The organism is Paenarthrobacter sp. AMU7, from assembly GCF_041200195.1.
GTDB lineage: Bacteria > Actinomycetota > Actinomycetes > Actinomycetales > Micrococcaceae > Arthrobacter.
In genome coordinates, this window is sequence record NZ_CP165735.1 from 927,074 (window position 1) to 949,330 (window position 22,257).

Annotated in this window: 19 protein-coding genes and 1 pseudogene; 8 read left to right on the top strand and 12 right to left on the bottom strand. The window is 64.2% G+C overall.

Translation table 11 applies throughout. The features are described from left to right. The first annotated feature begins 10 nt into the window (after positions 1–10). Positions 11–316 (top strand): hypothetical protein, encoded by a 306-nt coding sequence (locus tag ABQM86_RS04425; protein WP_089593699.1) that lies wholly within the window; start codon positions 11–13, stop codon positions 314–316. 32 nt (positions 317–348) lie between these two features. Here ABQM86_RS04425 and ABQM86_RS04430 read toward each other — a convergent pair whose 3' ends face one another. Next, positions 349–993: a DedA family protein gene (locus ABQM86_RS04430; protein WP_369746021.1), complete on the bottom strand. Its 645-nt coding sequence runs from the start codon at positions 991–993 to the stop codon at positions 349–351. 54 nt (positions 994–1,047) lie between these two features. Between ABQM86_RS04430 and ABQM86_RS04435 the strand changes: the two genes are divergently transcribed. Beyond that, a complete protein-coding gene (locus ABQM86_RS04435) occupies positions 1,048–1,605 on the top strand; it encodes an O-acetyl-ADP-ribose deacetylase (RefSeq protein ID WP_207596260.1) in 558 nt (185 codons plus the stop codon). 86 nt (positions 1,606–1,691) lie between these two features. On the opposite strand, the pseudogene ABQM86_RS04440 reads toward ABQM86_RS04435, so the two are convergent. Beyond that, a pseudogene (locus ABQM86_RS04440) lies at positions 1,692–2,966 on the bottom strand (amino acid permease); the annotation flags it as partial. Between the two features lie 101 nt (positions 2,967–3,067). Between ABQM86_RS04440 and ABQM86_RS04445 the strand changes: the two are divergent. Continuing rightward, the gene (locus ABQM86_RS04445; RefSeq protein WP_369746022.1) at positions 3,068–3,562 is read left to right on the top strand and encodes an Lrp/AsnC family transcriptional regulator; all 495 of its coding nucleotides are present in this window, start codon (positions 3,068–3,070) and stop codon (positions 3,560–3,562) included. A gap of 64 nt (positions 3,563–3,626) precedes the next feature. On the opposite strand, the gene ABQM86_RS04450 is transcribed toward ABQM86_RS04445, so the two are convergent. Next, positions 3,627–4,556: a pseudouridine synthase gene (locus tag ABQM86_RS04450; RefSeq protein ID WP_369746628.1), complete on the bottom strand. Its 930-nt coding sequence runs from the start codon at positions 4,554–4,556 to the stop codon at positions 3,627–3,629. Positions 4,557–4,704: 148 nt separating this feature from the next. Between ABQM86_RS04450 and ABQM86_RS04455 the strand changes: the two genes are divergently transcribed. Together ABQM86_RS04455 and ABQM86_RS04460 are read left to right on the top strand one after the other, a co-directional pair. Beyond that, positions 4,705–5,349 carry a helix-turn-helix domain-containing protein gene (locus ABQM86_RS04455; RefSeq protein WP_207596261.1) on the top strand — a complete coding sequence of 215 codons (645 nt, stop codon included), beginning with the start codon at positions 4,705–4,707 and terminating at the stop codon, positions 5,347–5,349. Further along, positions 5,342–6,034, top strand: coding sequence for an SRPBCC domain-containing protein (locus ABQM86_RS04460; RefSeq protein WP_369746023.1), 693 nt, complete (start codon positions 5,342–5,344; stop codon positions 6,032–6,034). Before ABQM86_RS04455 ends, ABQM86_RS04460 begins: the two co-directional genes overlap by 8 nt. Positions 6,035–6,044: 10 nt before the next feature. Here ABQM86_RS04460 and ABQM86_RS04465 read toward each other — a convergent pair whose 3' ends face one another. Continuing rightward, positions 6,045–6,620: a TetR-like C-terminal domain-containing protein gene (locus tag ABQM86_RS04465; RefSeq protein WP_369746024.1), complete on the bottom strand. Its 576-nt coding sequence runs from the start codon at positions 6,618–6,620 to the stop codon at positions 6,045–6,047. Positions 6,621–6,699: 79 nt separating this feature from the next. Between ABQM86_RS04465 and ABQM86_RS04470 the strand changes: the two genes are divergently transcribed. Continuing rightward, positions 6,700–7,194 carry a DUF4188 domain-containing protein gene (locus ABQM86_RS04470; protein ID WP_369746025.1) on the top strand — a complete coding sequence of 165 codons (495 nt, stop codon included), beginning with the start codon at positions 6,700–6,702 and terminating at the stop codon, positions 7,192–7,194. On the opposite strand, the gene ABQM86_RS04475 is transcribed toward ABQM86_RS04470, so the two are convergent. Then, positions 7,191–8,654 (bottom strand): PLP-dependent aminotransferase family protein, encoded by a 1,464-nt coding sequence (locus ABQM86_RS04475; RefSeq protein WP_369746026.1) that lies wholly within the window; start codon positions 8,652–8,654, stop codon positions 7,191–7,193. The two genes, ABQM86_RS04470 and ABQM86_RS04475, sit on opposite strands and share 4 nt — an antisense overlap. 61 nt (positions 8,655–8,715) lie before the next feature. Between ABQM86_RS04475 and ABQM86_RS04480 the strand changes: the two genes are divergently transcribed. Continuing rightward, a complete protein-coding gene (locus ABQM86_RS04480) occupies positions 8,716–9,372 on the top strand; it encodes a hypothetical protein (protein ID WP_337340513.1) in 657 nt (218 codons plus the stop codon). 24 nt (positions 9,373–9,396) lie between these two features. On the opposite strand, the gene ABQM86_RS04485 is transcribed toward ABQM86_RS04480, so the two are convergent. Genes ABQM86_RS04485 through ABQM86_RS04495 form a run of 3 tightly spaced genes read right to left on the bottom strand, consistent with a single transcriptional unit; the run spans position 9,397 to position 12,997 of the window. Further along, the gene (locus tag ABQM86_RS04485) at positions 9,397–10,629 is read right to left on the bottom strand and encodes a glycoside hydrolase family 26 protein (protein WP_089593706.1); all 1,233 of its coding nucleotides are present in this window, start codon (positions 10,627–10,629) and stop codon (positions 9,397–9,399) included. Next, positions 10,620–11,057: an STAS domain-containing protein gene (locus tag ABQM86_RS04490; RefSeq protein ID WP_207596267.1), complete on the bottom strand. Its 438-nt coding sequence runs from the start codon at positions 11,055–11,057 to the stop codon at positions 10,620–10,622. The genes ABQM86_RS04485 and ABQM86_RS04490 overlap by 10 nt, the downstream gene beginning before the upstream one ends. 47 nt (positions 11,058–11,104) lie before the next feature. Further along, a complete protein-coding gene (locus ABQM86_RS04495; protein ID WP_207596268.1) occupies positions 11,105–12,997 on the bottom strand; it encodes a glycosyltransferase in 1,893 nt (630 codons plus the stop codon). 340 nt (positions 12,998–13,337) lie between these two features. On the opposite strand from ABQM86_RS04495, the gene ABQM86_RS04500 reads away from it, so the two are divergent. Further along, the gene (locus ABQM86_RS04500) at positions 13,338–14,600 is read left to right on the top strand and encodes a glycoside hydrolase family 16 protein (protein WP_280626691.1); all 1,263 of its coding nucleotides are present in this window, start codon (positions 13,338–13,340) and stop codon (positions 14,598–14,600) included. 212 nt (positions 14,601–14,812) lie between these two features. On the opposite strand, the gene ABQM86_RS04505 is transcribed toward ABQM86_RS04500, so the two are convergent. From ABQM86_RS04505 to ABQM86_RS04520, 4 genes are all read right to left on the bottom strand, one after another. Continuing rightward, positions 14,813–15,643, bottom strand: a complete 831-nt coding sequence (locus ABQM86_RS04505) for an Fpg/Nei family DNA glycosylase (RefSeq protein ID WP_207596270.1) — start codon at positions 15,641–15,643, stop codon at positions 14,813–14,815. After that, a complete protein-coding gene (locus ABQM86_RS04510) occupies positions 15,636–20,642 on the bottom strand; it encodes a DEAD/DEAH box helicase (RefSeq protein ID WP_369746027.1) in 5,007 nt (1,668 codons plus the stop codon). The genes ABQM86_RS04505 and ABQM86_RS04510 overlap by 8 nt, the downstream gene beginning before the upstream one ends. 56 nt (positions 20,643–20,698) lie before the next feature. Further along, the gene (locus ABQM86_RS04515) at positions 20,699–21,340 is read right to left on the bottom strand and encodes a DUF4232 domain-containing protein (protein ID WP_369746629.1); all 642 of its coding nucleotides are present in this window, start codon (positions 21,338–21,340) and stop codon (positions 20,699–20,701) included. Positions 21,341–21,443: 103 nt separating this feature from the next. Further along, entirely contained in the window at positions 21,444–22,187 is a 744-nt protein-coding gene (locus tag ABQM86_RS04520) for a YcnI family protein (RefSeq protein ID WP_280626694.1), read from the bottom strand. Between the last annotated feature and the right edge of the window lie 70 nt (positions 22,188–22,257).

Below are 22,257 nucleotides of genomic sequence, written 5' to 3' on the forward strand. Positions count from 1 at the left end.
GGGTGGTGGGATGCCGTCGTTCCAAACCAAGTTGAAGATCACTGGCCTCAAACCGGGGAATGCGCCTGAGTCAGTGATGGCCGCAGCCGTGGAAGCCTTGGAAACCCGCCACCACGTGGAGTCGAACCAGCTGGATATCGTGGGCGGCGTACCCCAGATCAGCCTGCGCTTCACAGTGGGCGACCGCGATTATTCAGGTGAGAACGACGAAGCCCGGACGTCGGCAGCCATGATGCGTGACGCCGTCGAACGCGTGGCCATCACGGGCAGCCTTTACGTATTGCGCCGCAGCCGCGGACGCTGGTCACCGGTCTAACGACGCTGGTCACCGGTCTAAATCGGGGAAAGTTACTCGGGCTGGGGTACGTCGCCGGGCTCATCGGCGTTGTACGGTTCGTCAACGGGTGAGCTGCTGCCGCGGCGACGCGTGACGATCAGTCCCACCATCACGCCGATCACCAGGCCTACGGCCACGCCGATGAGTGAACTGGCCCAAAACGGCAGCTTGGTGGTTGAGCCGGTGAAGTAGCCGAGGCCCACTTGCCAGACCGCCCAGAGGACCGCACCCAGGCCGGCGCAGAGGCTGAAACCGCGGACGGAAACGTTGGCAATGCCCGCCGCCGAGGATGTAGCAAGCCGGCCTCCGGGGATGAAGCGTGCGCCGATGATGGCGCCGTAAGTGGAGGAGCGTCCGGCTTTGGCGATGGCCTCGTGGATTCCGCGGTGTAGCCGACGGCCCCACGACCACCGGTCCAGGACATGGCTGATGCGCCGTTTGAAGAGGATAAAAACCGCCATGTCGCCGAGCCAGGATGCCAAGGCGGCGAGGAACAAGATCAGCCAGAAGTTGGCGTGGCCGTCGGCGGCGAGGGCACCGCCGGTGATCACCACCATTTCCGAGGGGATGGGCGGGAAGATGGCGTCGCCCAGCACAATGGGGACGATCCACAGGTAAATCGCGGATCCCCACGTCTCAGGGGCGGTGATGTCCATGGGCACAAGGTACCGCACTTGCCGCATCCGCCGCTCCGGCGCGAGACTGACGCCATGCGAATCGACATTTTGAAGGGGGACATCACCAGCCGCCCGGTGGACGCGATTGTCAATGCCGCCAACTCGTCTCTGCTCGGTGGAGGGGGAGTGGACGGGGCCATCCACAGGGCCGCCGGCCCGGAACTCCTCGCCGCGTGTCGCGAGGTGAGGCGGACGTCGTTGCCGGACGGGCTGCCGGTGGGCTGTGCCGTCGCGACCCCCGGGTTCCGGCTTCCCGCCCAGTGGGTGGTGCATACGGTGGGTCCCAACCGGCACGCGGGGCAGACGGATCCGGCGCTGCTCGCCTCGTGTTTCCACGAAAGCCTGAAAGTCGCGGCCGGTCTGGGCGCCAGGACGGTCGCCTTTCCCGCGATCAGCGCCGGAATTTACGGATGGGACGCCCGTCAGGTTGCCGGGGTAGCGCTCGACGCCGTGAGGTCGTTTTCGTCGTCATCTTCCGGCGGCGTGGCTGCGGACAACCTGCTTGAGGTGGTGGAGTTCGTGCTGTTTTCAGAGGATACGACGGCGGTCTTCCGGGCGGTGTTTGGTTCCTCACCGGGGCCGGACTCCTGACGTTTGCGGCGCTGAACCACGAAATAGAGAGCCGCGACGAGCGCCAACGACGGCAGGCCGAAGATCAACGTCATATTGAAGGCCGAGGTGCCCAGCGTACTGATGCCGATGGAGAGCATGAGCACTGCGCCAAGAATGGTGCCCGCTGGGTAGAAGCGGGTCTTGTAGGAGAGCTCCGTTCCGCTGCGCTTCATACTGCGGCGGAAGAACCAGTGGGTGGTGAAAATCATGAACCAGGTGAACATGGCACCGAACATGGAAATGGCCATCATGAAGGTGAAGGCTGTCTCCGGGAACATCGCGTAGACCACCGTGGCAACGGCGATTCCGGCCGTGGACAGGACCAGTGCATTCACGGGGGCGCCGTTGGAGCGCAGCTTTCCGAACATGGCCGGAGCGTCCCCGCTGCGGGAGAGGCTGAAGATCATGCGGGTGGAGATGTAGAGCTGGCTGTTCATGGCGGAGAGCGCGGCAATGATCACCACAAAAGTCAGCAGGCTGTCGGCGAAAGGGATGCCCAGGTTTTGCATGACAGTGACGAAGGGGCTGCCGCCGGCAAGGATCTGGCTGACCGGTGCGATCGCAAGGATGAGCGCCAGGGTGACGATGTAGAACAGGAGCAGCCTTGCGATGGTGGTGCGGAAAGCCTTCTTTACTGCTGTTGCGGGGTCCTTTGCTTCACCTGCCGCGATGGCGATCATTTCGATGCTGAGGTAGCTGAAGATGGACACGATCACGGCGAACCAGGTGCCGGACAGGCCATTGGGGAAGAAGCCGCCTTCGGCGGTGTAGTTGTGGAAGCCCGTGCCCTCCGTACGGGCGCCGAACACGATGTAGGCGCCAAGCACAATGAAGGCGATGATCGCGAAGACCTTGATGCTGGAGAACCAATACTCCAGGGTCCCGAATACCTTCACGTTCATGGTGTTCACGCCGATCAGCACTGCGGAGAAGAAGATGACCCATAGCACTGATGGAACGTCCGGGAACCACAGCTTCATGTATTCGCCAACGGCCGTTACTTCAGTTCCCACAGCCAGCACAATGCAGGACCAATACATGTACTTGACCAGGAACCCGGCCAGCGGGCTCACGTAGTGCTCGGCAAAGGCACCGAACGAGCCTGACGTGGGGTGTGCCACCGTCATCTCGGACAAACTGCCCATGAGCAGCAGTGCGATCAGCCCTCCAATGGCGTAGCTGATGATCACGCTGGGACCGGCAAGGCCGATGGCAAACTTGCTCCCCAGGAACAGTCCTGTGCCGATAGCACCGCCCAGCGCGATCATGGTCATCTGGCGGGAGGTGAGCTGCCGTTTAAGCCCACCTTCACGTGCCTGGATCTTGTCGAAACTGCCCATCGCGACCTCCTCGTCGATTCTGCAAATCGCTTCAAGATAGAATCCAGCTCAAGGCAGAACAACGGATTTCGAAGCATCACGAGAATATTGGAGGTGTGTTCGTGTCGGATTCACCTACGGCGCGTACATGGGGAGCGGTTCCGAACCGGGTTCGACTCGACGAAACCGACCGGCTGATCCTCAAAGAACTCATGGCCGACGCCAGGATCCCCAACAACGTGCTCGCCTCGAAGGCGGGCATCGCGCCCTCCACGTGCCTCGGACGGGTCCGGGCACTGCGGGACGCCGGGATCATCCGGGGTTTCCACGCTTCGGTGGACCTGGAAGCGCTGGGGTTCCTGGTCTACGCGCTGATCTCAGTGCGCGTGAATCCGCAGGCAAGGAACAAGATGCTGGCCATCGTCCAACGGTTGAGGGCGCTGCCGAACGTCCAGAGCGTCTTCCTGCTGGCCGGGGACCAGGACTTCCTCATGCATGTGGCCTGCGGGACGCCCAAGGAACTCCGGGACTTCATTGCGGTTCACCTGGCCTCGGATCCGGCTATCGCGAACACTCAAACAAACCTGGTCTTCGACCACCTGACGCCGGGGGACTGACGCAGCCGCCGGGGTCCGCACCGGGCCGCGCGGAACAAGTGCCGGAAAGACCCGCGCCAGATGCTCAAGCGTGGGCTTCGCTGAGCTCCAGCTGGCTCCGGTATTCCACGGGTTGTTTGGTGATGGGGTCAACGAACCGGATGCCGCGGGCCAGGAGCTGGAGCGGCTTGCTGTAATCGTCCGGGGCCTTGTCCAGCAGGTCCGGGTAGAAGGCATCGTTGATGATGCCCAGGCCCAACGACGCCATGTGGACGCGAAGTTGGTGCGTTTTTCCGGTGTGGGGTTCCAAGCGGTACAGCGCGCGTTGGTGAGTGCCGGCGTCGAACGTTGCTGTTTGTTCGATCCGCGTTTCGGCGTTTGGTTCGCCGTCGATGACTTCGGCGAGCAGATAGCTGCGGGACTTGGTCATGCGGTTGCGGACCACCGTGGGGAACTCGACGGCGGGATAGCCTGCGGCGGGCGTCGCGGCAGAGACGCACTCGTATTCCTTCTGGACCTGGCGCTTCTCGAAGAGCACCTGGTACTTTCCCCGGGTGTCCGGGTTGGTGGACAGCAGGAGGAGGCCGGCGGTCATGCGGTCCAGGCGGTGCATGGGGATGAGGTCCGGGAGGTTCAGGAGGTTCCGGAGCCGGACCAGAGCGGATTCCTGGATGTAGGTCCCGCCGGGAGTGGTGGGGAGGAAGTGTGGCTTATCCACCACCAGGATGTGTTCGTCCTGATGCAGGATGGTGATATCCACCGGCAGCCGTGTCTCCGGCGGCAAGGTCCGGTAGTACCAAATGAAGGTGTGGTCCTCCAGTTTGGTGTTCCGGTCCAGCGGCACGCCGCCCTCGCCTACGATTTCGCCGGCATCGAAACGGTCCTCAATGCCTTGGGGGTCGATATGTCCCCAACGATGCATCATGTAGTCCATGGCGGTGGTCCACGGCCCCTCGTCCGGGAGGCGGAGGCGGGTCGCATTCACGCCGTCGCGCACGGGGAGGGGGGATTGCATCACCGGACAATTCTACCGGCTGCGTTGTGGGGCCCGCTCTGCGTACTTTGGCCGCGCTGAAGCGTGCAGAGCGGGCCTCACAACCAGCCCGCAACCGACGATAAAAAAGTTCTTGACAATAAAAGTTGTCGGTAAACATACTTGAAGCATGTTGGACATCGAAGTGATCGAGGACCCGGCCGCGGCGGAAGCGTCGCTGGACCCGATCCGCACCCGCATCCTCCGCGAGCTCGCCGAGCCGGCGTCCGCCACGCAACTGGCGCTCAAGGTCGGGCTGCCGCGGCAGAAGGTGAACTACCACCTGAAAGCGCTCGAACGGCACGGATTGGTGGAACTGGTGGAGGAGCGTCGAAAGGGCAATGTCACCGAACGTGTGGTGCGTGCGACGGCGGCCTCCTACCTGATCTCGCCCGTCGCCTTGGCATCTGTGGCGCCGGACCCTCGACGTTTTGCGGACCGCTTCTCCGCGTTTTGGCTTCTCTCCCTTGCCTCGCGCACCGTGCAGGAAATGGGCAAGCTCATCTCCGGCGCCGCCGTGGCGAAGAAGAAGCTGGCCAGTTTCGCGATCGACGGCGAGATCACCTTCCGCTCTGCGGCGGAACGCGCAGCGTTCGCCGAAGAGCTCGGCGTGGCGGTGACCCAACTGGTGGATAAGTACCACGACGGCGGTGCTGCCGCGGAGGCGGGCGGGGCACGCAAGCACCGGCTCGTCGTCGTGCTTCACCCCGCACTGAAGACGCAACACGAGCCCCCAGCAGATCCAATAGCAGAAAAGGACCAAGGCAATGACTGACAACCGGAGATTCGACATCGTGGCGGATACTGAACTGCCCGGCACCCCCGAGCGGGTATGGAATGCTGTCACGGCGGACACGGCCGCTTGGATGTTCCCCACGGATCAGTGGCCCGACGTGAAGACCACCGAGGAGTTTCCCACGCACTTGGTGTCCCGGATGAATGGCCCGGACGGCTGGTTCAACCAGTTGGAGCACGTCCTGGAGCCGCTCGACGGTGGCCGTGCCAAGCTGCATTACGTCCACAGCGGCATCTTCGCCGATAACTGGGACGAGCAGTACGACGGCGCCAGCAAGCATACGGAGTTCTACCTCCACACGTTGGGCCAGTACCTGCAGTACTTCGACGGCAAGCCCGTAGTGTTCACCGACATCCAGGCGCCCGCTTCTTCACAGACCCCCGAAGGGTTTGTGCAGCTGAAGAAGGCCTTGGGTGTGGAGGATGTTGATGCCGGCTCGCGATTCGACCTGAACGTGGACGGCGTGGGGCAGCTGAGCGGCGAAGTGGATTTCTCCAATGAGAACTTCCTGGGTCTGCGGACCGGCGACACCCTTTACCGCTTTTTTGGCCGGAATGCTTTCGGCGCTCCCGTTGGCATGACCGTGCACGACTTCAGCGGCTCGGGCGACTCGGAGCTTACGGCGAAGGCCTGGGGCGGATTCCTGCAGAAGGTCTACTCGTAGGCGGACCGGGTTAGGCGGCCCAGGCCCGTGCCACGGATTCCAGGGCCGCCTCGTAGATTCCAGCCCAGTCCGTTGCGGGGTCATTCATTTGAGCCAGCTCGAGGCTGACCAGCCCGTGGACCTGACCCCAAATGGCCATTGCCACCATGGTGGGATCGTCATCGCGGAGCCTGCCGGCTGACTGGGCAGCCACCACCGCCTCCACCAAGGGGAGCATGGAATCCGAGGCGACGTCCGGCGTCGGGCTGCAGTCAACGTAGCCGGCCAACGCGCCACCGAACATGAGCCGGTACAACGCCGGATGTTCCAAGGCCCACACTCGGTAGGCGCGCCCAAGCTCCAGCAGTCCGCCCTTGGCGGCCTCCTTTTGGGACTGGCCGAAGGACCGAAAACCGTCGTCGACGGCGGCCGTCAGCAGCTGCGCCTTTCCGCCGAACAGCGAGTAGATGGCCGTGGTGGAGGTCTCTGCCGCCGCTGCGACGTCCCGAAGGGTGACGCGGGCAGGACCTTCGCGGTCCACAAGGTCTGCAGTGACCGCCAGGAGACGCTGCTGGACGTGCTGATCATGAACGACGGGTCTTGCCATGCCCTCAAGTCTTTCATAACATTGTTTCATAACAGCGTTATGAAACTGGCAACCAGGACCGCATCCAGGAAGGCTTCACATGGCACAGGAGATTTTCCCCGGCCGCTTCACGGCGGACATCGAGCGCGACACCGTGACCCTTTTCCTCATCGGGATGCGCGCCAACCGGTGGTGGAAGATGGGCCGTGTGGCGAAGGTTGCCTCGGCCATGCCCGCCATGATGCGGCACCTCGCAGAAAACCCCGAGGCTGGACTGCTCGGCAGTGAGCAGTGGTTCGGGCGGACCACCATGCTGCTCAGCTACTGGGAAAGCCCCGGGCATCTTCGCGCATTTGCTGCCGACAAGGATTCGCCGCATCTGGGTCCGTGGCGGAAATTCATGAAGGAGATTGCGGGCAGCGGCGACGTCGGTGTGTGGCACGAAACGTACCAGGTTCCGGCGTCGGGCATTGAAGTGGTTTACAACGGGATGCCACTGTTCGGATTAGCCAAGGCAACCTCGCATGTCCCAGTGGGACCCGGCAGCAACACGGCGAAGCAGCGCATGGGCGGGACCCGGAGTACTGCGGCTTAGGCAACCGCGACGACGGCGGGTCGCCCGGCCTTGAGGGTACGGCGCAGGTGGGGGGCGGCGTCGAGCTTGTCCTGGGCGGTGCGGAGCGCACCGACGGCAGACTCCAACTGCGCGGGCGGCAAGGTGTAGGGCACACGCAGGTAGTGCTCGAACGCTCCGCCCACTCCAAAGCGCGGACCGGCGGCCAAGCGGAGCCCGAAGTCAGGTGCGAGCACCGTCAGCGCCGTGCTGCACGGCGAGGGAAGCCGGCACCAGGCGGTGAGTCCGCCCTGTGGTCGCTCCACCTCCCACGATGGCAAGTGCTCGGCCAGTAGGTCCAACAGCGATTCCCGGTTGCGCCGGAGTTCCTCCAGCCGGGCGTCCAATGGCTCCGAGAAGGACCTGATCAGGCGCGCAGCCGCCAACTGTTCCACCACAGGACCCCCCAAATCCATGACGGTCCTCGCCGCAACAAAACGGGTGATCAGCGCTTCATCGGCCCGGATCCATCCGGTCCTGAGGCCTGCCCAATGCGATTTGCTCAGCGACCCAATGGAAACCACCGAGGGGCTGAAGGACGACATCGGAGCCGTACGGACGCCGTCGAGGTTCAAACCCCGCAACGTCTCATCCACCACCAGCACCGTCCCGGACGCAGTTGCAGCGCGCACCAACCGCCGCCGCTGCAGATCCGACATGATGCGTCCTGTTGGATTGTGGAAGTCCGGCACGAGGTAGGCCATGGCGGGCCGCTGCTGGTTCATCGTGGACACCATCGCGTCGATGTCCCAGGCAGGAGATGTACTCGACTCTATGACGGGTAACGCCACCGGCAGCGGTTTGCAGCCGGCGGAGCGGATGGCGTCCAGCGCGTTGGGATAGGTGGGGTGTTCCACCAGGACCCGGTCCTGTTTACCGGCGAGCGTCCGCAGCACGATGTTGAGGGCATGCTGGGCGCCGGAGGTGACCAGGATCTGGCCGGCTGTGGTGGGCACGCCCTCGGCGGTATATTTTTCCGCGATGGCTTCACGCAGGGCGGGTACGCCGACGGAGTCGTACCCAAAGCCCGGCAAGAGTGCCGGCAGCTCGGTCAGTGCCTCCGCGAATGCCCGATGCACCACTTCTCCGGCGGCGGGCAGCGATGCATAGGCGAGGTCCAGCAGCCCCTCCGGAACGGCAAGCCCGGGCGCGCTGACGGGCACCGTGCGGTGCGGGATGCAGGTCCTGCCGCGGCTGCCCTGCCCGGCAGTGAGGAAACCCTGCTCGCGCAGGCTCGCATAGGCGGCGGTGACGGTGGTGCGACTGAGGCCAAGCGTCTGGGCGAGTGCCCGTTCGCTGGGCAGCGCGACGTCCAGTGGGATGCGCCCGTCCATCACCAGCAACCGCACGACGTCGGCCAACTCGCGGTAGGCAGGCAGGGCGCCGGAGTTCCAAGAGCCCAGCAGGCGGACGAGTGCAATGGGATTCAGTGAGCCGGACATAAGACCAGTATTCCAAACTGGCTATGGAATACAAGGCCAGTTCTCTTGGATGATTGACATCATGATGACCCGAAGAATCACACAACTCCTGATCGGCCTCGCGATGTATGGCATCTCCTTGGCCATGTTCATCCGGGCCGGCCTTGGCTTGGACCCCTGGGACGTGTTCCACCAAGGCGTGTCCCAGAAGACCGGTTTCAGCATTGGCGTTGTGGTCATCGCGGTCAGCTTCCTTGTCCTGCTCCTCTGGATTCCGCTGCGGCAAATGCCGGGGATCGGAACCATCGCCAACGCGGTGCTCGTGGGACTTTTTGCCGACCTTGGACTGTGGCTGATCCCCGGGTTATCCCACCTTGGAGGCCAGATCGCCATGCTTGCCGGAGCCGTGATCCTCAACGGTATTGCTTCCGCCTGCTACATCGGTGCCCGGCTCGGTCCCGGTGCCCGCGATGGCCTCATGACAGGCCTGGTTCGCCGCACCGGATGGTCCGTCAGGCTGGTGCGCACCGGCATCGAAGTGGTGGTCCTTGCCGTGGGTTTCCTGCTGGGAGGCTCAGTAGGAGTGGGAACCGTGGTCTATGCCTTGGCGATTGGCCCGATCGTGCAAGTGCTGCTGCCCAAATTTATGGTTCCGGAACGGGCCAAGGCAACGGACGGCACGGCTTCCAGCCCGGCAACGGAACCCGCAGAAGCCGTGCCGACAGCGCCAGCCGCCTAAGCCCCGCCGCTTGACCGGCGGACCTTAGCGGCACACACCCAGATCCTCGCCGTACCGCAACCAGTCCGGCAGGTCCTGCGTCAGGGCATCGCGGATGGCGGGTGTTCCAGCGCTCCGCCAATCGACGTCGTCGTTAATTTCGATTTCGTACTTCTTCCACTCGAACCAGTTGATCATTTTCAATTGCGGAAACTGTTGGTGGGTTTCGGGGGAGAAGACCTGGCGCCACCAGGCCCGTTTGACGTCCAGCTCTGACGCTCCACCGCGCGCCGGCGTGAAGATCGCAGCCGTCTCCGGTATCCCTACCGGCTTCTGATGGTCCACTCCGTAGACCTGGTAGAAGTCCGGGACGGCACTGTCATCGCCTGCGGTTCCGTTGTAGGTGCCGGTAAGCATGGCCAGGAATTTGCCCGGTTCGGAGATGTCGTTGTTGCCCCAGGGCCGTTGGTTGCCCCAGTGATACAGCGACACGCCCACCCAATCCACGGCGTCGTCCCCGGGGTAATAGGGGGCGTACGTGTCATCGTTCATGGTGAGCGTACCGTCGTGGTCAGTGTCCAGGGTGGCGAAGTCCGGGGTGCCCGGTCTGGCGGCGAACTGGCCTCCCGTAAACGGGTAGCCGCCGCCGTAGTTCGGTGCCCACATCATGGACGTACCCGGCGCCTGGGTATGCACGGCTGCTGCCACCTTTCGGAAAACCTCCACGTAGCGCAGCGGCTGCTGGCCCCAGGAATACCAGGAACCGTTCATCTCATGCGCAAAGCGCACGACGACGGGCGTTCCCTGATCGTTGATGGCCCGTAAGTCGGTGGCCAACGTGGCGATTACTTCGTCGCTCATGGTCGCCAAGCCACCGTGTGGTTCCAGCGTCAGGAGGAGGACGCCGCCTGTGGGACGGACCTGGGTGACGGCGTTGGTGGTGTGGGACCACGTTTCGTCGTCGTATGGGATGTCCGAAAACTGGACCACCACCGCCGGATCATGCCCGAGATTGGCCTGGTGTTCTGCAAGGGTTTCAGAGTTCCAGTCCAGGTTGACGCCCAGCAACACCCCGTCCTTGGGCACGATGGTGGAAGCATCCACAGCCCTGCAGAGGGAGAGCGCCTGCACCACAGGCACCACCTCCTTGGACGCGAAACCCAGTCCAGTGGCGGCGAGGGCCGTCACCACCAAAGGGATGAGCAGGCTGGCCCGCCGGCGCTTGCGATTCGGGTGGCCGCTAAAGGTGGGAGGTGCCGGGGCCACCGTCATCCCCATCCCAGGGTGCGGCGCGGACGCGCGAAGAGCCCACGCCAGCGTGACTGCGGCGCGAGGTGACGTGCCCCCACCAGGTTCGTACCGCCGTCGAGCGCTTCCTGGCGGGTGGCGTAGATACGGGCTACCTGCCCCAGATGGGCTTGGAGCAGTGTTTGGTCGAGGGCGGAGGATGTGCCGAAAAGACGTAGATCGCCGCCGCGGGCGCGGAGCACGTGCAGTACTTCAAGCAGGCCAACGACGCCGGACGCGCCGACAGCTGTCACGTCGGCAACGTTCAGCAGGACCACTATGGGGCCGTCGGCCGCGGCTTCTGCGGAGAGGTGGCGAACATCCAGGACGCTCAAAGCGTCCAAAGGGCCCGCGATGGTCAGATCGATTGATGTCAACAAGGTGGGGATGGAATTCGGGGCATGGGAAAGAACGGACATGGGGCGCTCCTGGCTGGGGGTTGGAACGGCTTTATTCAGGTTTGTTGTCAGGGATGTGTTGGGCGTGAACCTTGCGTGGATTCGAGGACGCGGTTGAGCTCATGCGGGGTGGGAACCGGGCCCGCCAGATCCTCGCCGGGACCGCGGTACCGTGCGGCCCCGATCACCACGCTCAAAAGTGCCAGGTCCAAAGCAACCCAGGCCAACGTGATGAGCGTGGGATACAGCGGCGCTTCCCCGGTAGTTACGCGGGCGAGGCCAATTACCGCGGAAATAGCCAGCAACGCCATGGCCGCTACCTGCAGCCTGACGTGCTGGAAACCGCGTCCCGTGGCCTGTTTGCTCTTGGCTGTGACGGAGAAGGTGAGGTGCCTGCCGAGAAAAACGGCAGCTGCTCCTGAGCAAGTGGCAGCGATCCAGGTGGGAAAGAGCGCGAAAGACCATTGCTGGCCACGCCACAGACCCTTCGCGCCATTGCCCGCTACCTGGAACAGCACCTGGCACGAAATGAAGAAGGGAAGGAACAGGCAGAAGAACACCACAGGGCTGGCCGTCAACGGATAGGTGCCGGCCCACAGGAAAACCACCGGCGCTGCGATATAGCTCAGGGCGGCAAACCCGTTGAGGTAGCTTGTCATGGTGCCCAGATACATCAGGCGCTGGGCCACCGTGAGGCCACGAAGCAACAGCGGGTTGTCGTTGAAGAACACCTGCATGGTTCCGGCTGCCCAGCGATGACGCTGGGAGAGCATGGTGGACACATCCTCAGGCGCCAGGCCGTGGACCAGGACCTCGTGGTGGTAAACGCTGCCCCACCCCATCGCGTGAAGGTGCATGGCGGTGGCCATATCCTCGGTAATGGTGGTGGTGTCCATGGGGTGGATGGCCAGTGCTTGGTCTGTGTGTGCCACATCCACCGACTCCAGGATGGCGTCGAGTTCGGGAACCACATCATCCATGGCATCAGGTACTGACAATGCGGCCGTATGGAAAGCTACGCGAAGCTCGAAGGTGATCTCCGCCAAGACATCGCCCCTGCGGAGCTGGCGCTCCGCACGCGCCATCGCTTCCAGGGCCTGTTCGACCACCGGCATTGCCGCGGGATGGCGCCTGCCGAGTTCACCCAGGAGATCCTGCAGCCTTGAGCGTCCCTTACGCAGGGAACTCCACGTCTGTTCCGTTGCTGTGCGTGTGTATCGGGTCAGGCCCAGGGCCATGAGGGCTTCCCGGCGCAGGACAGCATTCGAGCCGCAGAAGAACGCCGCGTCCCAGCCATCCTTGCCTTGCTGGATGGGTCCGTAGAACAGTTCCGCCTGGCTGCCCAGGGGATCCCGGTCTGTGACGTTCCAAAAGTGCTGCGGGGTCTGGACGAAGGCCACCTCTTCAGCATCGAAATAGCCCAGGACGCGGTCCAGGAAACGGGGTTCCGGGACCTGATCGGCGTCCAGGATGGCCACGAACTCGCCCGTGGTCAAGGACAGGGCGTTGTTGACGTTGCCCGCTTTTGCGAAGCGCTGCCTGCCATCCCATTCGGGTCCGCGGGTGATGTACCCGACGCCTATCTGCCCGGCTGCCTTCGCGAATTCGGTGCGGTTGCCATCGTCCAGGATCCATGTTTGGTGCGGGTACTCCATGTCCCTGGCGGCGATGGCCGTTTTGAGGACCAGGTCGAGTGGTTCGTTGTAGGTGGCGATGAACACGTCTACCGTCCTGCCCGGAAGGGCCGGCGGGGGAGGCGGCCGTCGTCGGGCGTTCCACATGGTGACCGCGTACAGAGCGGATTCGCCCAGACTGTAAGTCTCGGCCACCACGAGTGGCAGCGAAATCCACCATGCGTCCCACGCGACCGTGCCGGACCATCGCCAACTGATGTAGATCAATCCAAAGGAAACCACCAGAACTGCAAGAATCCTTACAAGTATTTGTCTGTAAATGCCCATTTTTAGCCTCCGGTAACTGCTGGGGAAAAGGCCAAGGCGCGCAGCATGCCCGAACACCCTCGAAGTGAAGGTTGGGAGGACACGGCTGACGCGCCTGGAGCATGCATCGTCGATGCTCAGAGGAAGGAATTCGGCTGCGAACGGAATTTCCCTATGCCATCTGGAGTGACATCATTTTCGTCACCCAAATGGTTCCTCATTCCACTTTCCCCCGCTTCTATTTCATCGCTGTTACGAAAAAGAAAAGTAAAGTCGCGGTGATTATTTCCAGGCCGTGACGTTTTGTGTGTCGTCCTGAAAAGGCTTGCGCGCGGGTTGCCGCACCGTCAGAGTGGCAACCATGAAGCGAAGACTCATGCCCCTGACGATGCTCGTCGCCGGCCTGACCCTCGCAGCTGCTGTCATAGCTCCGGAGCCGTCCGCAATGGCCGCCGCGGGCATGCCGGCCCCGGGTGCGCTGGTGTGGAGTGACGAGTTCAACGGCCCTGCCGGAACCGCGCCGGACCCCGGAAAATGGTCCTACGACACTGGAGGATCCGGCTGGGGCAACGGCGAACTTCAGTACTACACATCCAGCCCCAGGAATGCCGCAGCAGACGGCAGGGGAAACATGGCCATCACGGCACGCAAGGAGAATCCTGCCGGCTACCAGTGCCACTACGGCTCATGCCAATACACGTCCGCACGCCTCCTCACCGCCGGAAAATTCAGCCGGACGCAAGGTCGGTTCGAAGCCAGGCTCAAATTACCTCAAGGGCAAGGTATGTGGCCCGCATTCTGGATGCTGGGCAACAACGTCTTCACCGACGGTTGGCCAGCCAGCGGGGAACTGGACGTCATGGAAAATGTCGGCAAGGAACCTGGAACCGTGTGGGGAAGCATCCACGGCCCTGGCTACTCGGGCGCGAACTCGTCCAACGCCAGCTACACCGTAACCAACGGCAAAGCACTGGGCGACGCGTTCCATACATTCACTGTGGACTGGGGGCCCGAATCCATCACGTGGTACATCGACGGCACTCCCTACTCACGGAAAACCAAAGCCACAACTCCGGGCCCTTGGGTCTTCGATCACAACTTCTTCCTCCTGCTGAACCTGGCCGTCGGCGGCTACTGGCCGGGAGCTCCGGACGCAGGCACAGCGTTTCCGCAGTCCCTCCTGGTCGATTACGTCCGGGTCTATGAACTCGCTGCCCCTCCGTCACCACCTGCAAGCGCGGCCGGAACCCGGATCCAGGGCTACGCGGGCAAGTGCATCGACGTCGCCGGGAGGCAAGCCGTGGACGGTGCTCAACTCCAGCTATGGGACTGCGACACAGCAGCCTCGGAGCAGTGGACTTTCGCCGCCGACGGCACCATCCGCTCACTGGGCAAATGCATGGACGTCGCCTGGGGATCCACATCCAACGGCGCACGCATTCAACTCACCGGGTGCAACGGCAACGCGGCGCAGAAGTTCGTCCTGAACAACGCCGGGGACCTGGTTAATCCACAGGCCAATAAGTGTGTTGACGTCGCCGATTGGAGTCCATCCAACGGTGCACGGCTGCAATTATGGGATTGCGCCGGGTCCGCCAACCAGAAGTGGTGGCGGATGGCGTAGGAAAGCGTCCGACGGCGGCGCGCGGCTTTACGGGGTCCGTTCGACTATTGCTGGGGCGGCTGGGGAGCTTCCTGGAGTAGTCGGCCGGAGCCGTGGGTGTGCGTCGTTGTCGCGGCGGATGGTGGGTCGCCCGGCCGGGCAGGTTGTTCCGGGCCCGGCTGGGCGGGCTACGGCTGGGTTGGTTCTTCGGTGGAGTGATTGCCGTTTCCGCGTTACGGAGCCGGCTGGCACCTCGGGCAGAAGTAGATGTCCCGTTCCTCGGTTCCATCCGGGCCGGCCAACAGGCCACGCCGAACCGTGGCGCCACAGCGCCTGCACGGTTGGCGTTCCCTGCCGTAGACCCAATACCCGGGCCTCAAGGCGCGTGGGCCCAGAGTGGTCCGGCGGCCTGGACCAAGGTTTTCGCCGAGGAGACGCTTGGCGTCGTTCACCGTCTTGGCGAGGTCCGGGACCTCTCCCACAGGGAGGGCGGGGTGGATGCCGGAGAGGTAGCAGGCTTCGCAGCGGTAGATGTTGCCGATGCCTGCCAGTTTCCGCTGGTCCAACAGCGCGAAACCCACGGTGACGTCCGGCTCGGCCCGCAGCCTCCGCAGAGCCTCGTCCTCGTTCCAATCAGGGCCGAGCAGGTCCGGTCCCAGATGTCCAACTATCTTGTCTTCCTCGGCGGTGGGCACCACTTCCAGGATGCCCAGCGAGAACCCCACTGCGTCAGCCGTGGCTGTGCGGAGCACACACCGTGCCGTATGGCCGGGCTTGGTCCATCGACCACCCGGCGGATAGATCATCCAGTTCCCCTCCATTTTCAGGTGGGAGTGGATGGTCAGGGCACGCGGCCTTTTGCTGGCGCCGGGTGCCTCGTCCACGGGGCCGGTGAGGCGCATCAAGAGGTGTTTGCCCCGGGGGACCACCTCGGTCATGGTCCAGCCTGCGAGGTTCAGGGTGGCGAAGCGTGGCACACGGAAGTCGGAGGCCGTGATGGTTTGTCCGGCCAAGGCCTCGTTCAGCCGCGACGCAGCGCGCCAAATGGAATCACCCTCAGGCACGGATCCGGAGTCCCTTCGGAGTGGAGTAGGCGCCGGCTGCTGCCAGGGCAACGGCAATGGGGGTTTCGAGGAGGTCGTGGCCGTTGACCTTCTCCATGAAGAGCTTGTCCACGGCGCCGCGGCGCACCACATCCACCAAAGCCTGGGCCGCAAGTGTCAGCACGGCCTCGTCTTGGTTGAACGTGAGCAGCGTTTTGCCGCCGCGTTCCACGTAAAGGACCAACTCGCCGTCGACCATCACCACCAGCGCTCCGGCCTTCCGACCGGGACGGTGCCCGGACCCGGCGTCGACTGACAAAGCAGGCCACGGAAGGGCCGCGCCGTACGGATTGGCCGGATCCGTTGCGGCCAAGGCCAAAGCCGACGGTTCTGCCTTGGAAATGCGGGCATCCTCTGTGAAGGACCTCAGCCGGTCCACCGTTGCCGGGACTGCGAACTGGGCAGCACCCAAATGCTCGATAAAGTACCCGCGGCGGCACCGGCCTGCCTCCTCCAACCGGGCAAGCACTTTGTACATGAGCCCGAAGCCGCCAATGATGTTCTCCGCCATGACCGAACCTCTGGTGACCACGCCGTACCTGTCCAACAGCAGTTCGGCCGTGCCGCGGGCATGGATGGTGGGATCCAATTCCGGGGCAGGCAGGGCCGACCAGCGGCCCACAGCAGACGGCGGTGCAGCAGCAATTCCGCCTGAAACCGATCCGTAGCGGCCACCAGTAAGCCCGGGCGAGCCCAGCAGACCTGACCCATGGGAGCGGCCCAGCCTGCTGAGGCGGGGAGCCCGCGCCCTTGGCGCCTTGGCCACCTGCCGGTGTGCGGTTTTGCCGCCGGCGATCATGGCGCGCACCGGGGCAAAAGTATCTCCTGTCACCCTGCCGGCCCAGACCAGGTCCCACAGCGCGGAGACCACGGCGTCGTCACTCAACACTGCGTCCATGCCGCAGGCCACGTCCGTGAGTTGCCGGAAGAAGTAGCCGCCGCCCGCACTGAAGTGCTCCAAAAGCCGCTGCTGTGCGTCGCCAGGTTCGAACTCGGGGGACGGGCTGAGGGTCAGCTCAGCGGAATCAGCCACGTGGAGGCTGATCCAGCCGTCATTTCCGGGCAGCGAGCCCGCCCCGGACCAGAGGAGTTCGCCCGCGGCCATCAGTTCGTCCAGCATGGCGGGTTTGTAGTCTGCCACCCGGCTCGCCAGCACCAAAGGCTCCCAGGCTGAGGCGGGGATTGGTACGCCGGACAGCTGGTCCACGGCCGTGATGATGCCGTCCAGTCCGCGCAACGCCTGGCTCCGCGACTTGCCCGGTGGGGTGACGTTTTGCCAAGCCGGCAGGAACCGCCCGTAAGCGGCGGTGTCCACGGGCTCCACTTCGGCGCGGAGGGCAGCAAGGGAACGGCGACGCAGCTTGCGCAGGACTTCGGCATCGCACCACTCGCTGGACGGCGGGGCGTCCAGGGTCATGAGCTCGCGATCCACAGCTTCCGCCGTGGGCTGGGGTTCGGCCACAGCATGCGGACGGAACTCTCCCTCCACCACCCGGCCGTCCCCGGCCAAGCGTTTCAGGGCCGTGTTGACCACCGCTACACCGAGTCCCAACCTTGTGGCTGCTTCCGACGCCGTGAACGGTCCGTGTGTGCGTGCATACCGGGAGACGAGGTCACCCAAAGGATCATTGACCGGCTCAATGAACGCCAAAGGAACACCCATCGGCAAGGGAACGCCGATTGCGTCGCGGAGTCTTGCGGAATCCTCCACCGCAGCGAAGCGTTCGACGCCGCCGATGGTCACCTTAAGCGCACGGTTGGCTTTCTGCAGGGCAGCGAGGTGGGATCCGGCGTCGGTGACGGTGCCCGGTGGCGCGGCCGGCGGAGCTTCCTCCAGGTGTTCGGCGCCGTCCGGATGATCTGTGCCGTCCGGATGATCTGCGCTGATAAGCTGCTCCAGCGTTCCATCCTGCTGCACTGTTCCAGCTGGCTCCACGCCTTGAAGCCGTTCCGCCACTTCTTCAACGCTGAGCGGACCCAACAACCGCAGCAGGTCAGCCACGCCCTCCATCCCACGCACGCGCCTGTCAGGGGCCAGCCGCTGCAGTTCCCTTTCCGTGGAGTCGATAACTGCCGCATCCAGGAGCTCGCGCAGTTCCACACGCCCCAGGAGTTCGTTGAGGAGAGTGGAGTCCAACGCCAGGGCAGCGGCCCGGCGTTCCGCCAAGGGGGAGTCGCCCTCGTACAGGAACTGGGCCACATAGCCGAAGAGCAGCGACTTGGCGAAGGGGGACGGCTGCTGCGTGGTGGTCTCCACGATCCTGAGTTCACGACGCTCCACAGAGGCCGCAATGTCTTTGAGAGCGGGCAGATCGTAAACATCCTGCAAGCATTCGCGCACCGTTTCGAGCACGATAGGGAACGAAGGATACTTCCGGGCGACGTCCAGCAACTGGGCCGAGCGTTGCCGTTGCTGCCACAGCGGCTGGCGCTTGGCGGGGTTTTGGCGCGGCAGCAGCAGCGCCCGGGCCGCGCACTCGCGGAACCGGGAGGCGAACAGCGCGCTTCCCCCTACTTCGGCGGTGACGATTTGTTCCAGTTCCTCCGGGTCAAACAGGAACAGCTCAGCGCCGGGCGGCTCATCTTCCATCATGGGCACGCGCAGGACGATGCCGTCGTCGGCCGCCATCGCGGAACCGTCCAGTCCGTAACGCTGCTGCAGACGTTGCCCCACGGCGAGTGCCCAGGGGGCGTGGACGGGCATGCCAAAGGGGCTGTGGAGGACTACCCGCCAGTCGCCCAGCTCGTCATGGAAGCGTTCGACCACCAAGGTTCGGTCACTGGGGACGATCTCCGTGGCTTCCTTCTGTTCCCTGAGGTACTGAAGCAGGTTGCTTGCCGCGAAGGCGTCCAGGCCGCTGGCTTGGCAGCGTTCCATGGCGGGAGCCTCGTCAGCGGCGGAGAGTTCGCGGATGAAGGCGCCGAGCGCCCGGCCGAGGTCAACGGGGCGGCCGAGGGAATCGCCCTTCCAGAAGGGGAGCTTGCCGGGTTGGCCGAAGGCCGGGGAGACCAGGACGCGGTCGTGGGTGATGTCCTCGATTTTCCAACTGGTAGCGCCCAGTGCAAAGACGTCGCCCACCCGTGACTCGTACACCATTTCTTCATCGAGTTCACCAACGCGGCGGCCGCCCTTGGCCGCGCGGGCCGAGGCAGTTGGTTCGCTCCCGTCCGCGCTGCCCGGCGAGGCTGAGCCCTCAACTTCTGTGCCGATGATGTACACGCCGAACAGTCCACGGTCCGGGATGGTGCCACCGGAGGTCACTGCAAGACGCTGGGCCCCCGGCCTGCCCTCGATGGTTCCCGCATGCCGGTCCCAGATGATGCGCGGCCGGAGCTCGGCGAATTCGTCCGATGGATAGCGTCCCGCCAACAGGTCCAGTGTGGCCTCGAACGCGGACCGCGGGAGGCTGGCGAACGGTGCTGACCGGCGCACAGTGCTGAACCAGTCTTCGACGTCGATGCTCCCCAAGGCAGTCGCCGCCACCGTCTGCTGGGCCAGGATGTCCAAGGGATTCGTGGGGATGCTCAACCGTTCAATTTGCCCGCTCAGCATGCGTTCCACGGTGACACTCGTGTGCAGGAGATCCGCCCGGTGCTTCGGGAACAGCACGCCCTCGGAAATCTCGCCCACCTGGTGGCCGGCACGCCCCACACGCTGGAGGCCACTGGCCACTGACGGAGGAGACTCCACCTGGATGACCAAGTCCACCGCACCCATATCGATGCCCAGTTCCAGTGACGAGGTTGCCACCACGCAGCGGAGCCTGCCGGATTTGAGGTCGTCCTCGATCATGGCCCGCTGGTCCTTGGAGACCGAGCCGTGGTGGGCCCGGGCCAGGACAGGATCGGCGCCGGTGGTGCTGCCGGCCTGCGCCATCATGTGGGCCGGGGTGGCTGTGGATGCCGGTACTCCGGCGTCCGATGCCGGGGCGGCCCACTCGCTGCCGCCTACAGCCATCAATTGCCGTTCAGCGTAGATTTCGTTGAGCCGGGCCGTCAGACGCTCGGAAAGGCGCCGCGAATTTGCGAAGACAATAGTGGATTGCTTGGACAGGACAAGATCAACAATCTGTTCCTCCACATGGGGCCAGATGGACGCCTGGGGCTGCAACCCGGAGGCCGGCCCGGAATCGAATGCTCCCGCGGCACCTTGGAGGTCCGACATGTCCTCCACAGGCACGGTGACTGTGAGGTTCCAGTTTTTCTTGGATGGTGGAGCTACGATTTCCACTGGAGCCTGGCCCGCCAGGAACTGCGCCACCAATTCACGCGGCTGCACGGTGGCCGAGAGCCCGATCCTCTGCGCCGGCTTGGGAAGCAAGGCATCCAGGCGCTCCAAGGAAACGGCCAGGTGGGCCCCGCGTTTGGTACCCGCAACGGCGTGCACTTCGTCGATGATGATGGTGTCCACTTCACTGAGAGTCTCCCGGGCACGGGAGGTCAGCATGAGGAACAGGGATTCGGGCGTGGTGATCAGGATGTCCGGCGGGTTGGTCAGCAGCGTTCGGCGATCTGCCGCCGTCGTATCTCCTGAACGGACGCCGACTGTCACAAGCGGTGCAGGCAGCCCTAATCGCTTGGCCGTCTGGGTGATGCCTATCAGTGGCGCACGGAGGTTCCGCTCTACGTCCACCCCGAGTGCCTTGAGCGGGGAGATATACAGGACGCGGGTTTTGGTCTTGGGACGTTTGGCGCGGCCCTTGCCGTTGGCGGGGACAGTCTCCAGCCCTGGGAGGGTGTCCGAGGGTGTGGAATGCAACCGATCCAAGGCCCAAAGGAACGCTGCGAGGGTTTTACCGGAACCAGTGGGCGCAACTACCAGGGCATGCGAACCTGACGAGATCGCGTTCCACGCCCCGTCCTGCGCGGGGGTGGGCTCGGAAAAAGCGCCGAGGAACCATTCCCTGGTTGCCTGGGTGAAACGGCTGATGGCGCCATCCGACGCCTGCGGCTCCTGCATCCCTCCATCATGCCCCACGGCCCCGACAGAATAAGCCGGGAGCCGTGGAGTCAACGTCAGACTGCTTGGAACGCGGTGATGGTCAGGAGCTTGATGCCGGCATTGCTGCAGGCGTCGTGGGGCTCTGCGACGAACAGCGATGCTGTGTCGTTTGGCGGGTAGATCCGGAAGCCGGCGGCAGGGACCTTGGTGCAGTCGCCGTAGTTGCCGGCCTGCGTGTAACGGATTTCAGCCCACGCAGACTTGCCCGGGGCCAGTTCGATCTTGGTGACCGGAGTGGTGGTCTCGCGGGTTGCCGGTTCGCCGATCGGTTCGCCGCTGGCATCGGCTGTCAGTGAGACGCCGGCGAAGCCTTCGAGGACACAGGGGGTTGTGCCGGAGTTCGTCAGGATCAGCTTTTCGTAGATGCTGCCTGCTGCTCCGCCGCCGGTTGAATCGGTAGCCGCCGTCAGCGACGCCGCTTTGCACAGGGTGGCGTCTGCTGGCGCGGCGGACGTGGCGGTCGGCGATGGGGAGGGCGTCGTCGTGGCCGTCGCCGATGATGAGCTGGGTGTCGACGAGGCCGACGGAGTTGAAGAAGTGGGCGGGGCACTGCTGGTTCCCGCCGGGCTGGGGCTTGGCCCGCAAGCCGCCAGGAGCAGCAATGAAGCGGCTGCCGTCGTCGTGACAAGTCCGGTTTTGATGCGCTGAGTCCACATGGGCACCAGCCTTGCCCCGGCCGTGACGCGAGTCAATTGAGCCACGGCACAGTGTGCGGATTGGCGCCCGGATCGTGATCTTCCGGGCGCCAATCCACGACGACTACTTGGCGGAGTCAGCCTTGGCCGCTGCGGGCTTGGCAGCGCGGCTACGGAAGAACGCCGCACCGCCCAGGCCCAAACCCGCGATACCGGCGATCAGGCCGGCCCAGCTGCGTGCTTGCGAGCCGTCATCGGAGGTCACCGCGGCGGCCTGCTCGGTGGAGACGGCGGTTGCCGCGTGGTGGTCACCTTCCGCGGCAGCAGGGGTGATGGTCACCGACGGCGCAGGAGCTTTGAGTTCGTGCTCGTCCTGTCCCTCCTTGGCGATCTCCGACCAGTCAGTCTGGCCCTGCTCGCAGGTCTGCAAGGTGGGGAAGTAGATGGTCTTGCCAGCCGCGTCCGGCAGTTTGACCGACAGGACCAGAGCGTCACGGAGGTGCGGGTCCAGCGGAGCTTTGGCTGTGTACACGATCTGGCTGGTGCGCTTGGTGATGGTGGTGCCATCGTCCAGCTTCTTGGGCTCTGCGAGGGTCTCCGTGACCTTCTCCACGGTCCAGTTCGGGTTGACCGTGGGCTGGGCGTCGTTCAGCTCCTCGGGGAGTGAAATGGCTACCTTGGTGGTGCCGAACGTGTCGCAACCGTGCGGGATGCCGAAGGTAACCAGGGCGTATGAGTTGGCAGCGGTCTTGTTCGGGTCTGCGGAAACGTGGGCTGACGCTCCGGCCAGGCCGGCCATCATCAGGGCGGCGGTTCCACCGGCGACGGCGGTAGCGGAAAGGGTGCGACGGAGGGCGGACTTGTTCATGGGAATGCCTTTCAGATGCGCTGGCTGAACCGGCGCAGGGGTACGGGTTTGGGGCCCGTCACCATGCAAA